Source organism: Agrobacterium sp. ST15.13.015 (assembly GCF_027871645.1).
GTDB classification, from domain to species: Bacteria; Pseudomonadota; Alphaproteobacteria; order Rhizobiales; family Rhizobiaceae; genus Agrobacterium; species Agrobacterium leguminum.
The window spans coordinates 37,253-51,799 of record NZ_JAQAHF010000025.1 but is presented as its reverse complement, the minus strand read 5'-3'; the positions used below and the strand labels follow the sequence as shown (position 1 = coordinate 51,799).

Sequence of the window (14,547 nt, the reverse complement as noted above, 5' to 3'; positions counted from 1 at the left end):
GACGAACTGGCTTTTGGTCGACAGCCGGCGGACATGCTTGTCAGCCCCGTGTTCATCCACAAGCCGCTCAAACGCCGCCCAGGGAATACGCTTCAAAAGATCATGAAAGACCCTATTCTTGTGCCGCACGGTGTTGCTCCTCTTTCGTGTCCGAGATCGTCGCCAAACGCTCGAATACCAGTAGAATCAACACCGTGCGCCATGTCCACCAAATTTAAACCGGACAGCAGTGGGACAGACCCGAGCATGACGGAGGTGGGCTTTCGGGATTTTGCCAACAAATTGAACCCGGCTCCGCTAAGGCGAAGCCGGGTTTTTCTTGCCCAATTCCAGCTCAGGCGAGTGTCGTCAGCGCGCGGCTCGAAGCGCCGGCTTCGGCAAAGCGGCTGAAGACGCCGCTGGTGGTGTTGCGCAGCCGTTCGACATCCTGCGGGCCGTAGCGGTCCGAACGGTAGCTCATCAGCACGCGAATGGAGCGCTCGCCGCCGATCATCTCTTCCATCACCTCGAATTGCAGTCCCAGCATGGATTCATGCTTGTCGGGGTCGATCTGGCGGAACTCCACCGGTTTGCCATCCGGCCCGGCAAGAGTGCCGTTCAGCTTGTTCTTGGCGTGGATCTGGATAAAGACCTCGAACAGATGGTCGCGGCCGGGCGTCATGCCCAGCGCTTCCTCGACGAGATCGATCGGGATTTCGCTATGTTCCAGCGAGCCGTTGATGGTGTTCTTCACCGAAGAAATCAGGTCGCCGACGGTCATTGTCTCGCCGAAACGCACGCGATGGGCGACAACCGTGGTGAAATAGCCGATCGTATCGAAATAACCGCTATCGGTGCGGCCTGAAGCCGAGGTGCCGACCACGAGATCGCTTAACCCGCCGAGATGGCGCAGCGATGCGGCAATGGCGGCGTAAACCACGTTGAACAGCGAGGCGCTGTTCTGCTTGGCAATGGCGTAAAGCCCGTCGCTGACATGTTTTTCCAGCTTGAATTCGATCCAGCCGCCCGCCGGTGCTTCGTCCTGCGATGCCTCGTGCGGCGTGCTGTCCTGTCCGTTGAGGGTAAGGCCTTTCGGCGCATCCCGCAGCATATCGGTCCAGTAGGCGAGGTGGCCGGCATTGACGCCTGACGCGACCTGTTTTCTCGCAAATTCATGGAAGGGCGCCGGCTTGGTGGCAAAGACCGGGGCCTTGCCCGCCGCCCTTGCCCGGTAGGCCTCGGTCAGCTCGTCCATCATCAGGTTCACCGACCATTCGTCGAGTACGATGTGATGGAAAAGGAAGGAAAGCACCTGACGGCCGGTCTGCGCATCCTTAAGGAAGCGCAGCCGCATCGGCAGTTCACGCGCAAGATCGAACCGCCAGCCGGCCTCCGCGTGCCGGTCCACACCTTCGCTTTCTTCGCTGGTCCAGAACCATTTGTAACCGGGCAGGTCGTGCATCGGCACGATCTTCTGCAGAACCGTATTGTCTTCGACGTAGAAATGGGTCCGCAGGCCGGGATGGCGCTCGATGATATCGAGGAAGGCGCATTCGAAGGCATTCTCATCCACCGGATCGAGGAAATCGAGCGCGAAGGGAATGTTGAAGATTTCGCCGAAGCCGAAGGCGGCATAGGCCTTCCAGAGCGACATCTGCGCCAGCGAAAGCGGCGCGGTGAGCGAGCCGCTCGCCGTCGCTTCGGCCTGCGCGGGTGCTGCGGTTTCGAGCCGGGTCGCCTGTTTTGCGAGCGAGGCGGCGGTCGGGTAGCTGAACAGGTCGTTGAAGCGCAGCTCGATGCCGTGGTTGCTGAGAAGACGTCCGATGATGCGCGTCGCAATCAGCGAATGGCCGCCGAAGTCGAAGAAATCGTCATCCGGCCCCATGTCGGGCGAAACGAGCGCTTCACGGAATTCCGCAAGGATCGTTGCGACGGTGTTGTCATCGTTTTCACCCGAAGCAGGCTGCTGCGGTGCTGTCGCGACGTTTTGGGGGACGATGCCGGAAAAATCCGTGCCGCCTTCGAGATGGTTGACGAAGCGCTCCAGCAGGAAGGCCGTCGCATGCGGCGATGTCTCCCTGCCGCCCGTCAGTTCGAGGCGGATATCGCCGGCGGCTGTCGGGCCGGCGGCAAGCGTCAGGCCGAGACCGGATTGCAGGGAGGGCAGGGGCAGGTGCTCAAACTGGAGCCCATGCTCCGATATGGCCTGAACGGGTGTCGCAAGCGCCTGCAGCGTGAAGGTTGCGGTTCCGCCTTCATTGTCGTTTCGCTGCTCCAGACCGGACAGCACGGCTTTTTCAGCCTGTTCGGGTGATTGGTCGCGGGAGATCGCTACCCGTGCCGCAGCCTCCGCTGACATCGGCATCGAAGCGCTGACACCGGGCTCCAAGCGCAGGGTTACTGTCTCGGGACCGCCGGTTTTCGCGAGGAAAAGGGCAAAACGCGATCCGGCGCGGGCCAGAAGCGCATTCGTCGCCGTGGAGCTGTTAAGGCCGAGCAGGGTGGCGGGAAGATCGATGCCGTGGCTGTGGCTCGCCGGCCTGTCGACCCCGTTTTGCCGCAGCGCCACGACGGTCGAGCCGGAGGCCGGACGTTGCAGCCAGCCGAGCGGAAGCGGGTCGACACTGTTACTTTCGACCGCGCGCGGCGAAAGCGGTTTCGGTGTCTCACCGGCATAGGCCGCCGTAATGCCTTCCAGCAGGATTTGCGGCGAGAGGACTTCGCCGAGCAGGCCGTGGACCAGAAATGCCAGCAGGATTTCTCCCTCGCTCAAAAGCACGACGGCCTGAAACGGCGGGTCGGTCTCGGCATCGAAGGGCCTTGCCTGAAGGTCGTGTAGCAAAGTCAGGGCCTCGCCTGCCGATGGAACATGCAGCAGTTGCACGATGGATGCGGACGGGGCCTCGATGCTCTTGGCAAGCGTGCCGTCCTGGCCGAAGGCAAAGCGTGCACGAAGTTCGGGCCAGACTTCGCAAAGCGTCTTCAGCGCCGAGGTCAGGCGCAGCAGATCGCACTCTTCACCGATGCGATAGGCGAGAAGGGCGCGGAAGACCTGATCGGGATCCTGAAACTGCTCGAACCAGACCCGTTCTTCGTATTGGCTGGGCGGGGCTGCATCCCCCCTGTCGAAAGTTTCTTCGACGCGACGTGCGAGCATACGCGTATTGTCTGCTGCCATGGTCCTCTCCTTGGAAATATTCGGGAATCGCGCTCCGGCGCGAAAAGTGCTGCGTCGCGGGATCAATGTCCCGCGCGCGACCGTTCGATGAGCGCCTGCCAGGCGGCAAGCGTGGGCTGCCGGGCCAGATCCTCATAATCGAGCCGCGTCCCGGCAAGCTGGGAAAGCGGTGGCATCAGCCGCATGAGGGCAAGCGAATGAAGCCCGCGACCGAACAGGTTGTCCCCCGGTTCGATGTCGCGCACTTCATCGTCGAGAACCCTGGCGATAAGGGCCTTGAGTTCCGTCATCATCGTTTCCGCCTCCGGCATGGTGTCCGCCGCGATTGCCGGTTCACTCATCGAAATGATCGTGAACGCCGCTGGCGCCGCGCCGCCAGTAACCGGAAGCGCGAGTCCATTTGGGGTTGGCGCCGAATTCTTCGACCAGAAGGGCGCGAACCTCCTTTGCAGCCTTCGATTCGCAGGCGACCCAGCTGAAGAAATCGCCCTTCGGCAGTTCGAGCTTGCGCAGGGCGCCCACCAGCGCGTCGTGGTCGGTTCCGTTTTCCGTCTTCTGCGTCACCCAGACAATAGACGCATCCGCCTTCGTCGTGAGTTCCAGCCGGTCGGCATCCGTCTCTACCTCGATCAGCGCCACGACGCGGGTGCCCTCAGGCATTTCCTGCAGCCGCCGCGCCAGCGCGGGAAGGCCGGTATCGTCGGCAATCAGCAGATGCCAGTCGTAGGTGAAGGGGACGGTGAAAGAGCCGCGCGGACCGGCGATCCACGCTTTGTCACCCGCTTTGGCGGCTTTCGCCCAGTTGCTGGCGGGGCCGTCGTGATGGGTGGCGAAATCGATGGCGAGTTCGCCCTTTTCGGCGTCGAAGCTGCGCGGCGTGTAGTCGCGCGCCAGCGGGCGTGGTGCGCCTTCCGGGAATTCAATGCCGTTCGGGCCGATCACCGGCAGGCTCGGTTCCGTTTCGCCGGACTGGGCAAAGAACATCTTGACGTGGTCGTCGAAACCGAGGCTCGCAAAGCCCTCCAGTTCCGGCCCGGTCAGGACGATGCGGACCATGGACCGGCTGAGCTTTTCGACGCGCGCGACATTGAGCGCGCGCAGCGCGACGGGGTGGCGATGGCGTTTGGGAGTGCGGTCCGGAATGGGGGAATCTATGGTTTCTGGCATGCTCATGCTGTTGTCTTTCCTGGGATATCGCCGACGGGTTCGGCGGTTTCGCTGTCCCGGGTCGGCGTGCCGGAGGATCGCGCATTGGGGAGTCTCGTCCGGCGCGATATTCCGGCGTCGTTGCGTCAAGATGCGCGAACCATAACAGGCGGTTTCGGCCCCGGCAATATAACTTTCTCCAAAAACTCAAGTTTATACCCGGCACGTAAATCGTGCCGGGATTGGCTTTGGATAAAGCCGTTCAGCGGCGGCCTGCCCAGCTTTCCACCTCATCCAGTGTGTGCAGGGCGCTCGGGATTGAAGGCGTCGTGACCCTGGTGGAATCGAGGAAAACGATCCTTTTCTCGCGCGCCGGTTTTACGAAACGTTCCCAGCCGGGAATGATCTTTTCAAGGGCGGCGCGCGTTCCGGCCTCGCCGCGGGCGGGGCTGGTGTAGCTGTTCATCACCACCAGCAGATCGGGATTGAGCTTGCCGAAGGCATCGGCGCTCAGCGGCATCATCAGGGTCGAGCCCATGCCGCCCGAAGAGGCGGCGTTGTCGATCTTCAGGCGGGTATAACCCAGATCCTCCAATGCCTGCACCGCGCCGGACATGTCGCCCACCGCATTGATCTGGTCGGTCAGCAGGATCGCGAGATAGGTCTTGCCCTTGATATCGTCGCCCAGCGTCTTTTTGACGGCGGCGAGCTTCGTGTCATAGGTCTTCCGGCGCTCGGCAAAGACATCGCTTCGCCCGACCAGGGCGGCAAGGTTTTCTTCGACGCTGAAACCATAGGCATGGCCGGTGCTGACTTTTTGCAGATAGACGGGGGCGACGGTGGAGAGCTGTTCGGCCTTGCCGCCATCCATTTCCGTGGCGACGATCAGGTCTGGTTGCAGCGCCCGCAGTTTTTCGAGGTCGATCTGGCCAACCGCGCCGAAACCCTTCGGTTTCGTGCGGCCTTCACCGAGAACGGTGTCGACGAAATCGACAGCGGTGGCGAATTTGCCGTCGCTGTTGCGGCCATAGGCGCCGACCACATTGGCGTCGAGATCCATCAGCGGCACGCCGAGCAGCGGCTCGTGCATGACGACGATGCGCTGTGGCTTTTCAGGAACGGAGACGCTGCGGCCGGCGGCATCGGTCACGCTGCGCTCGGCGGCGAGGCTCGTTCCGGCGGCCAGAAGTGCGGCGATGAGCATGGCAATTCGCATGGCATTTCCTTTATTCGATGTCTTCAGTGGCTGTTGGTTCTGCGCAGCGCCTGAAGGCGCAGCGTGAGGATGAAAAGCGGCACGCCGATCAGCGTCAGCGCAAGGCCGATCGGCATCGGCGTATCGGCCACCAGTCCGCGGGACAGGGCATCGGCGGTGACGACCAGAATGCCGCCGGTAAGCCCCGACAGGAAAAGCCTGGCGCGCCCGACGGCGGGCGAAACGAAGGTGGCGAGATGCGGGGCGATAACGCCGAGAAAGGTCAGCGGGCCGACGGCCGTAACCGAGGAAGCGCTGAGGATGACAGCAAAAACAATGACGAGCGGGCGCGAATGTCTGACAGTTTCGCCGAGCGCCATGGCCATTTCATTGCCGAGATCGAAGACCGCAAGCGCCCGGCCGATGAGAAAAATGCCCACAAGGCTTGCGGCGAAGAGGGGGGCGAAAACGAGTATGGTCGACCAGCTGGCCTGAAACAGCGAACCCGCCATCCAGTCGGCCAGCGACAGCGAGGTTTCGGCCGGTGTGTAGAGCAGAAGCACGGAGGAGACGGAGGAAAGCGCCGATTCAATTGCGATGCCCATCAGCAGTATGGCTAGGCCGCTCGAGCGTTCCCGCCCGACGAGGGCGATGAGAAGAAAGGCGACGGCCAGACCGCCGCCGACGGCCGCAAGCGCCACCAGCGTCTTGGGTGCGGCTGGCACCAGCACCAGAAGCAGCATGATGGTGGTCATCGACCCCTGGCTTAGACCGAACAGGCCGGGATCGGCGAGCGGATTGCGGGCGACGGATTGCAGCATGGCGCCCGCCAGCGCCACGCTCCAGCCGGCCATGAAACCGAGCAGGATACGCGGCAGCCGCACCGTCCACAGTGCATAGGCCTGATCGTCGCCGAGATGCCCGCCCACCAATCCGCGCAGGAGATCGGCGAGGCCTGTTTCGGTATTGCCGAGGCTGACGGACAGGGCGGCGAGCGCCAGCGCCAGCACCATCAGCGCAAGGCCGGCCTTCAGATTTCCGATGCCGATCTGCAGGCCGCTCGGAAGCCGGAGGACGGCTTTGCCGTCGGTGGCGAAATGCCGTTTCATGAAAGCCCCCTTCATGACAGCCCCCTTGCCGAAGGCGACAGATAGAAGCGCTTGACGATGACAATGAAGACGAGACCGCCAAGCAGGTCCATGAACAGCCCGGTATTGACCACATAGGGCGCAAACAGGGTTTGCGCGCCAAGATCGGCCAGCACGCAGAGACCCGCGCCGACAAGCGCGGAGGCCGGCAGGGCAAGCGTGAAATTCACCCCGACCAGCGGCCGGATCATATGCGGCACGATGAGGCCGACGAAGCCGATGGGGCCGCAGATCGCCACCGCCGAACCCGAGGCCAGCATGGTGGCGAAGAGCGCGACCCGGGAAATGCGTGTGACATTCACACCGGCGGAGGCGGCCTTTTCCGCGCCCAGCAGAACCAGCGTCAGCGGCCGGGCGAGCGCCCACAACATGACGAGCGCAATTGCGCCGATCCACCAGAAATCGGTGAGGCGCTCGGCATAGACGTGGTTGATATTGCCGCCCACCCAGCTGAGGAACTCGGCGCGGCGTGTGGGGTTGGAGAGAAGCAGGGCGTTGGTCACGCCGATCAGCAGCATGGAAACCAGCGCGCCGGAAAGGATGAGCGACAGACCGCGCGGATCGTTCGCCCGCCCGGCGAGACGCGCGACGACGAAGCAGGCGGTAAAACCGAAGCCGGCGCCCGCGAGCGCGGCAAGGCCCTGTATTTCCGGAGAGAAATCGAACACCAGCGCGCCGGCAATCACAAAAAGCGTCGCGCCGGCATTCAGCCCCAGGGTGGAGGGCGAGGCGAGGGGATTGCGCACAAGCCCCTGCAGCACACAACCGCTGACGGCCGTCGTCGCCCCCACATAGATCGCAATCAGCGAGCGTGGGATTTGCTGATAGAGAAGCACCGACTGCTCATAGCTGTCGGCCTCGCTGCGCCAGAGCGTCGACAGGATTTCGGCAGGCGGCATGTCGCCTGACATTACCAGCAGATTGATGGCGAGGATGGCAGCCAGCAGCAGCGCGGCGGCGAAAATCAGCGTTATCTTCGGGGTCATGCCGGGATGGCCTGTTCCTGCCGCTCCAGCCGGGGCACGCAGATGAGCCGCCCCTGCCGGGAGAAGATATCGGCTTCGAGATCGAAGACCTCGGCGACATTTTCGGGCGTTACCGTTGTTTTCACCGGCCCGGACGCCAGAACCCGCCCGGCTTTCAGCATGATGACATCATCGGCGAAGGTGGAGGCAAGGTTGAGATCGTGCAGCACGACGATGACAGTCTTGCCATGCCTGTCCGTCAGTTCGCGCACGAGGCTGAGAACGGCATATTGATATTTCATGTCGAGATGATTGACCGGCTCGTCCATCAGGATCATGTCCGTATCCTGCGCCAGCACCATGGCGATGAAGGCGCGCTGGCGCTGGCCGCCGGAAAGCGTGTTGACCTGCGCTCTCGCCTTGTCTTCCAGCCCGACGGTCTTCATCGCCTCGGCAAAAAGCGCGCGGTCGCGTTCGGTCGGGCCGCCCGCAAGACCGTAGCGGGCATAACCGGCAAGCTCGATCAGCTCACCGAGCGTCATATAGTCGGGGCAATGGCACTCCTGCGGCAGATAGGCGATGCGCCGCGCCAGTTCGCGGCGTCCGATCTCGCCGATCGAACGCTCGCGGAGCCTTATCGCGCCCGATGACAAAGGCACGAAACCCATAATGGTCTTCAACAGCGTCGACTTGCCGCAGCCATTGGGGCCGACCAGCGCGGTGACGCGGCCTGATCTGAAACGGGCGGAAAGCCCCCGCAGGACGGGAACATGTCCATAGCTGGCGTGAAGGTCCGTGGCTTCAAGCACCGGATACAACTCCTGTTATTCATGCGCCCATGCGTCGAGACGCCGCACGGTCTTTATAAGTGTTTGAATTTAAACGTCTAACCCGTGGAAAAAGCATTTCTTTCCGGCAGGCGCGACGGTGTGGTCTTGAAGCGACACTAAACTATAGTAAAACTCTCCACAAATCGAAATTTGCCGATTCAACGTGCAGATTTCCTGCCGGTTATTTCAGTCGAGGTGCATCATGTCAGTCGCAGCCAAGCTTCATATCGGCATGTCGCTGGCCCCAACCTGGCTCAGCGGCGAGGCATGGCGGCGCGCGGACAGCGATATAAGCGGGGTGTTTTCCAGCGATTATTTCGTCGATCTGGCGCAGCGCGCGGAAGCTGCGCATGTGGATTTCGTGTTTCGGCCGGATACGCTTTTTCTGCGCACCGAGGGGCTGGAGACCGGCGGCGGATTTGCCAGCATGGACCCGACCATGCTTCTTGCGGCCATTGCGCGGGAAACCAGCCATGTCGGGCTGTTGTCCACCGTTTCGACCACATTTCTGCCGCCCTATGTGGTGGCCCGCCAGATCCAGTCGCTGAACTGGCTGAGCAATGGCAGGGCAGGGTGGAATATCGTGACGGCGCTTGAGGGGCACGAAAATTTCGGCCTGAAAGAGATGCCTTCGCCGCAGGAGCGTTACGAGCGCGCCGCCGAATTCACGCAGGTAGTACAGCAGCTCTGGGCGAGCTTTCCGAACGAAGCTCTCAAACTCGACCGGGAAAGCGGTCGGTTCGCGGATTCCTCGTTGGTGCGGCCGGTGGCGCATGAGGGTAGGCATTTCAGCGTCAAAGGCCCGCTCAACCTGCCGTCCCATGTCAGCCGCATTCCGCTGGTGCAGGCGGGCGCTTCTCCCGAGGGCCGTGATTTCGCCTCGTCGGTGGCCGATGCTGTCTTTGCCTCGACGCCGGATATGCAGGCGGCCATCGAACTCAGGGCGGATTTGCGGCGGCGTGCCGAGGGCCACGGTCGCAACCCCGACGGCGTGAAGCTGATGCCGGGCCTCAGCCTCTATCTCGCGGAGACCGGCAGGGAGGCGCTGGAACTCTTCGCGGAGACCCATGCCCGCGCCAACCGCGCCCGCGCTTTTGCCTCCATTCGCGATATGACGGGTCTTGATCTCACGGACTGGCCGCTCACGCGGATCGTTACCGCCTCCGACCTGCCGCCGCCGCCGGAGACACCGAGAAGCCGCACCCATGCCGGCCTGCTGCGCCGGCTGATCGAGCGGGAGACGCTGAGTGTTGCGGAATTATTGCGACGTCCGGAAGTGATGGGGTCGGGCCATTGGCAGATCATCGGTACTGTTGAAGATGCCCTTGAGGCCATCCGCGAATGGGCGGCTGCCGGTGCGATCGACGGTTTCGTCGCGGTGCCCGGCGGTTCGGTGGCATCCATGCGGCTGGTGCTGGAGCGGCTGTTGCCGAAGCTCGCCGATGCCGGGCTTTTCCGCACGGCTTATTCCGGCCGCACCTTTGCTGAACATCTGGCCGAATAGGCTTACGCTCCGCCGGATTCGGCGGTCGCCTGTTCGGCGGCTTCGATCAGCCGTGAAAAATGCCGTTCGGTCTCGGCGGTGGCCACGAAGGATACGGTGGTGACGACACAACAGAGTTCGCCCTGGGCGTCGAAAACCGGCGCCGCCTTGCCCGTCAGGGCGGAGAACAGATGTTCATTGAGTTCCGCGCCGCCGACCTCACGAATGGTTTCCAGAATGCCGGCATCGGGACGGGAGCCACGAAAGGCGGCCGGTTGCAGCCTGCGCACGGCGGCTATCCTGTCCGGTGGCAGGTAGGCCTGAAAAACCAGCCCGCAGGCGCTGTTGTCCAGCGGCAGAACATCGCCGAGCGCTACGGTGCTGATGGAAAAGCTGGCGCTTCTCGCCCACCGCACCACGGTCGGGCCGCGTTCGGTCCAGATCGCCACGCCGCAGCTGGCGCCGATCTCGGAGGCAAGCGCATTCATCTGGCGGCCCGCGGTTTCGACCGGATTGATTCGCCTGAGCGCGCTTATGCCTATTCCGAGCGCCGCAGGTCCGAGGTCGTAACTGCCGCTTGCGGGGTCCTGTATCACCAGCCTCTCCCGCACGAGGCTTTGCATGTAGCGATGCGCCGTGGAGCGGCCGGTGCCGGCGCGTTTGGCCAGTTCGCCAAGTGCCAGCGCCCTGTCCGATCTGGCGAGAAGATTGAGGAAACGCGCCGCGATCGATACCGACTGAATGAGGGCAGAGCGCTTTTCGCCCTCGTTTTCCGGCAGATTGTCCGAATCGTCATCCATGGCGTTCAAGCGCGTTCCCCCGTTTTGTTGAGCATGCCTAACGCATCGCACCGGAAATCGGAATGGATTTCTGCGGACGGAACTATGCTGTTTCCTTTCGAAACGCTGCGGGTGAGCAAACGGTGGTCGGTAAACTTTGTTGTAAATATGGCACATCCCGTTACGGAAGCCTTTTTGTCCGCAATACAGAACGCATTCTCTATTGCGAAACGGATAACGCTTCCGTTACTTGAATATGACTTTAATACTCATGTTTATTAGGGGTGTGTGATGGGGTTTAGCTCTAACGGTCGTTTGATGAGCGGGGTCAGCGCTCTGACGCTGGCGACATTGTTTGTGACGCCGGTTCTCGGTCAGGATCAGCAGGCAACGACGGCGGGCACCACCGTCCTGAAGCCGATCGTCGTGACCGGTGAAAAAGTGGCGCGCGACATGAAGAACACGGCGTCGTCCGTTTCGGTCATATCCGGGGATAAAATCAAGAAGGAAAAGACCGGCGACCCGACCGTATCGGAAGCGATCAAGGATATTCCGAACGTCGTTTACACCGACAATGTCAGCGCCCCGATTATTCGCGGACAGGACACGCAGGGACCGAATACCGGCTCCATCGCCTTCTTCACCGGCACGGTGCCGCGCGCGACGATCAATGTCGACGGCCATTATCTCGGTTATAACGAGTTCATCTATGGCGCGAGCTCCATCTGGGATGTCGAAAGCATCGAGGTGTTCCGCGGACCGCAGACCACCTCGCAGGGCGCCAACGCCATTGCCGGCGCGATCCTTGTCAACACCAAGGACCCGACCTTTACGCCGGAAGCCAGCTATCAGGCGGAAATCGGCAATTATCACCAGAAGCGCGGTTCCTTCGCCTTTTCCGGTCCGCTGATCGAGGATGAACTGGCGGCGCGTGTGGCAATCGATTATTCCGGCCGCGACACCTTCATCGACTACATCAATTCCGCCTTCGCCCATACCGGTACGGACCAGAATTTCAAGGAGTTCAACGGTCGCTTCAAGCTTCTGTGGGAGCCTTCGGAAATACCTGGTCTTTCGACAAAGCTAACCTATTCCTACAATGCCTCTAACCGGCCGAGCCAGGAAGCGGCTTCGCGCCCATTCGAGGACCTGAACCACGTCACCACAACCATGCCAAGTTTCGGCCAATACACCAATACTGGCATCCTCGACGTCAATTACGATTTCGAGAACGGTGTGAAGCTGTTCAACCAGACGCAGTTCTCCTCTTCCTCCGCCGAGCGCCGGGTTGGCATTGCGAATAATGGTGACGCCGAAATCGATCTGAAGAACACGTCTCACGAAACACGCGTGACCTTCGGTGATCAGGAAGACGTGCTGAGCGGTGTCGCGGGTATTTATTACGCGCATACGAAAGCCGACGAGGTGCTTTATCTGCGCGGAACCTCGCGCTTCAACGATACCAAGGATAATCTCGGCCTCTTCAGCGAATTGAGCTATCGCCTGACCGATCAATGGACCCTGACCGGCGGCCTGCGCTACCAGCAGGACCAGATTCAGCGCGCCGGCTACCGGACGCTCTCCGCCACCAGCAGAAGCTCGGTCAATTATGACGAAACCTTCTCGGAAATCCTGCCCAAGGCGTCGCTGGCCTACGCCATCAATGACGACTGGACGGTGGGCGGCCTGATCAGCCGCGGTTACAATCCCGGCGGCGTCGCATTCGACCTGACGACCAGCAAATGGCGCACCTTCGACAAGGAAACCATCTGGAACTACGAGCTGTTCACCCGCGCCAGCCTGCTGGACGATACGCTGACAGTGAACGGTAACCTGTTCTACATGGACATGAAGGACGCCCAGTTTAACGTGCCGGTCGTCGTCTCCACGGGCATCAGCGAGTCCTACACCGTCAATGCCGAAGAAGCTCATGCTTACGGTCTGGAAATCGGCGTGGATTATCAGGTCCTCGACAATCTGACACTGAAGGCCAGCGCCGGTCTGCTGAAGACGAAGATCGACGAGATTTCCAGCAATGCCGCCTATGTCGGCAAGGAATTCGCCAAGTCGCCGGGTTACAGCTTCACCGTCGGAGCAAGCTGGGACGTGACGGATAAATTTACCGTTTCGGGGCAGGTGCGCCATCTCGACGGCTATTATTCCGACACGGATAACAAGGCCGTTTATGCCATCGATCCTTATACGATTGCAGATGTGCGGGCGAGCTACAAGTTCCAGGAGGAGCTTGAATTCTACGCTTATGTCAAGAACGTCTTCGATGAGCGCGCACCGACGCTGATGAAGGAAAACCGCGGCATCGGCGGCATCGAGGCGAGCATGACTGAACCGCGCATGTTTGGCGTCGGTATTCGCGGCACGTTCTGAGCTGTCACCTGAGTTGAAAAGCGAAGAGACCTCCGAAATGATTTTCGGAGGTCTCGAACTGTTGACCCTCTCTCGCACTCGCCGTCATCCTCGGGCTTGTCCCGAGGATCCAACCACGTCTCGTTAGAACAATCGGTTGCAGATGCTCGGGACAGGCCCGAGCATGACGAAGAAGAGGCTTTGGGCCTCTTTAAAGCCGAGATCCCCGACGTGGATAAAGCCTCAGAAAAACGCCTGAATTCCCGTCTGCGCCCGGCCGAGGATCAGCGCGTGGACGTCGTGCGTGCCCTCATAGGTGTTGACCGTCTCAAGGTTCTGGGCGTGGCGCATGACGTGATATTCGATCTGGATGCCGTTGCCGCCATGCATGTCGCGGGCCTGGCGGGCGATATCCAGCGCCTTGCCGCAATTGTTGCGCTTGATGATGGAGATCATTTCCGGCGCCATCTTCTGGTCGTCCATCAGTTGGCCGACGCGGAGCGATGCCTGTAGGCCGAGCGCGATTTCGGTCTGCATGTCGGCGAGCTTCTTCTGGTAAAGCTGCATGCCGGCGAGCGGCTTGCCGAACTGCTTGCGGTCGAGACCATATTGCCGGGCGCGGAGCCAGCAATCTTCCGCAGCCCCCATGACACCCCAGGAAATGCCGTAACGGGCGCGGTTGAGGCAGCCGAACGGGCCTTTCAGGCCGGAAACATTGGGCAGCAGTGCGTCTTCGCCCACTTCCACACCGTCCAGAACGATCTCACCGGTGATGGAGGCGCGCAGCGACAGCTTGCCGCCGATTTTGGGAGCGGAGAGGCCCTTCATGCCCTTTTCCAGCACGAAGCCGCGGATCTGGTTGTCATGGGCTTCCGATTTCGCCCAGACGACGAAGACATCGGCGATTGGCGCATTGGAAATCCACATTTTCGAACCGCGCAGGCGATAGCCGCCGGCAATTTTTTCGGCGCGGGTCTTCATGCCGCCGGGATCGGAGCCGGCATCCGGCTCGGTCAAGCCGAAACAGCCGATCAACTCGCCGGAGACGAGGCCGGGCAGGTATTTCTTCTTCTGCTCGTCAGAGCCATAGGCGAAGATCGGATGGATGACGAGCGAGGACTGCACGCTCATCATCGAGCGGTAACCGCTGTCGATCCGCTCCACCTCGCGGGCGACGAGGCCGTAAGCCACATAGCTGGCATTGGCCGCGCCATATTCTTCCGGCAGGGTGACGCCGAGCAGGCCGGTGCGGCCCATCAGGCGGAACAGTTCCGGCTCGGTGGTCTCGGAAAGATAGGCTTCGGAGACACGCGGCAAGAGTTCGGATTTGCCGAAGGCGGCGGCGGCGTCGCGGATCATCCGCTCGTCATCGGTCAGTTGGTCTTCGAGCAGAAAAGGGTCCTGCCAATTGAATGCTGCGTGTTCGCTCACGTGATGCCTCCGGATTTGCTGGCCGGATTATTGGTATTCGAGCCAGTCG

General features: G+C 61.5%; 12 protein-coding genes. 2 read left to right on the top strand and 10 right to left on the bottom strand.

Features of this window, described 5'->3' with window-relative positions; all coding sequences use genetic code 11:
* From PIB16_RS25090 to PIB16_RS25055, 8 genes are all read right to left on the bottom strand, one after another.
* On the bottom strand, positions 1-129 hold a 129-nt coding region (locus PIB16_RS25090; RefSeq protein WP_271046554.1), incomplete at its 3' end, for a DUF4372 domain-containing protein.
* Between the two features lie 205 nt (positions 130-334).
* On the bottom strand, positions 335-3,157 hold the full coding sequence (locus tag PIB16_RS25085; RefSeq protein ID WP_142845252.1) for a condensation domain-containing protein: 2,823 nt from the start codon (positions 3,155-3,157) through the stop codon (positions 335-337).
* A 62-nt stretch (positions 3,158-3,219) separates the two neighbouring features.
* Positions 3,220-3,498 (bottom strand): phosphopantetheine-binding protein, encoded by a 279-nt coding sequence (locus tag PIB16_RS25080; RefSeq protein WP_078053260.1) that lies wholly within the window; start codon positions 3,496-3,498, stop codon positions 3,220-3,222.
* The gene (locus PIB16_RS25075; protein WP_078053259.1) at positions 3,491-4,330 is read right to left on the bottom strand and encodes a siderophore-interacting protein; all 840 of its coding nucleotides are present in this window, start codon (positions 4,328-4,330) and stop codon (positions 3,491-3,493) included. The genes PIB16_RS25080 and PIB16_RS25075 overlap by 8 nt, the downstream gene beginning before the upstream one ends.
* A gap of 235 nt (positions 4,331-4,565) precedes the next feature.
* Positions 4,566-5,519, bottom strand: a complete 954-nt coding sequence (locus PIB16_RS25070) for an ABC transporter substrate-binding protein (RefSeq protein WP_065655268.1) — start codon at positions 5,517-5,519, stop codon at positions 4,566-4,568.
* 23 nt (positions 5,520-5,542) lie between these two features.
* Positions 5,543-6,607: a FecCD family ABC transporter permease gene (locus PIB16_RS25065; protein ID WP_174046283.1), complete on the bottom strand. Its 1,065-nt coding sequence runs from the start codon at positions 6,605-6,607 to the stop codon at positions 5,543-5,545.
* 11 nt (positions 6,608-6,618) lie between these two features.
* Positions 6,619-7,632, bottom strand: a complete 1,014-nt coding sequence (locus PIB16_RS25060; protein ID WP_271046552.1) for a FecCD family ABC transporter permease — start codon at positions 7,630-7,632, stop codon at positions 6,619-6,621.
* On the bottom strand, positions 7,629-8,429 hold the full coding sequence (locus tag PIB16_RS25055) for an ABC transporter ATP-binding protein (protein ID WP_174040387.1): 801 nt from the start codon (positions 8,427-8,429) through the stop codon (positions 7,629-7,631). Before PIB16_RS25055 ends, PIB16_RS25060 begins: the two co-directional genes overlap by 4 nt.
* Before the next feature lie 214 nt (positions 8,430-8,643).
* Here PIB16_RS25055 and PIB16_RS25050 point away from each other — a divergent pair, with 214 nt between their 5' ends.
* On the top strand, positions 8,644-9,945 hold the full coding sequence (locus PIB16_RS25050) for an NtaA/DmoA family FMN-dependent monooxygenase (RefSeq protein WP_271046551.1): 1,302 nt from the start codon (positions 8,644-8,646) through the stop codon (positions 9,943-9,945).
* A 2-nt stretch (positions 9,946-9,947) separates the two neighbouring features.
* Here the strand turns inward: PIB16_RS25050 and PIB16_RS25045 are convergent, their stop codons facing one another.
* The gene (locus PIB16_RS25045) at positions 9,948-10,724 is read right to left on the bottom strand and encodes an IclR family transcriptional regulator (protein ID WP_271046553.1); all 777 of its coding nucleotides are present in this window, start codon (positions 10,722-10,724) and stop codon (positions 9,948-9,950) included.
* Positions 10,725-11,021: 297 nt separating this feature from the next.
* On the opposite strand from PIB16_RS25045, the gene PIB16_RS25040 reads away from it, so the two are divergent.
* Positions 11,022-13,088, top strand: coding sequence for a TonB-dependent receptor (locus PIB16_RS25040; RefSeq protein WP_142845245.1), 2,067 nt, complete (start codon positions 11,022-11,024; stop codon positions 13,086-13,088).
* 222 nt (positions 13,089-13,310) lie between these two features.
* On the opposite strand, the gene PIB16_RS25035 is transcribed toward PIB16_RS25040, so the two are convergent.
* The gene (locus PIB16_RS25035) at positions 13,311-14,498 is read right to left on the bottom strand and encodes an acyl-CoA dehydrogenase (RefSeq protein WP_078053252.1); all 1,188 of its coding nucleotides are present in this window, start codon (positions 14,496-14,498) and stop codon (positions 13,311-13,313) included.
* Positions 14,499-14,547: the final 49 nt, after the last annotated feature.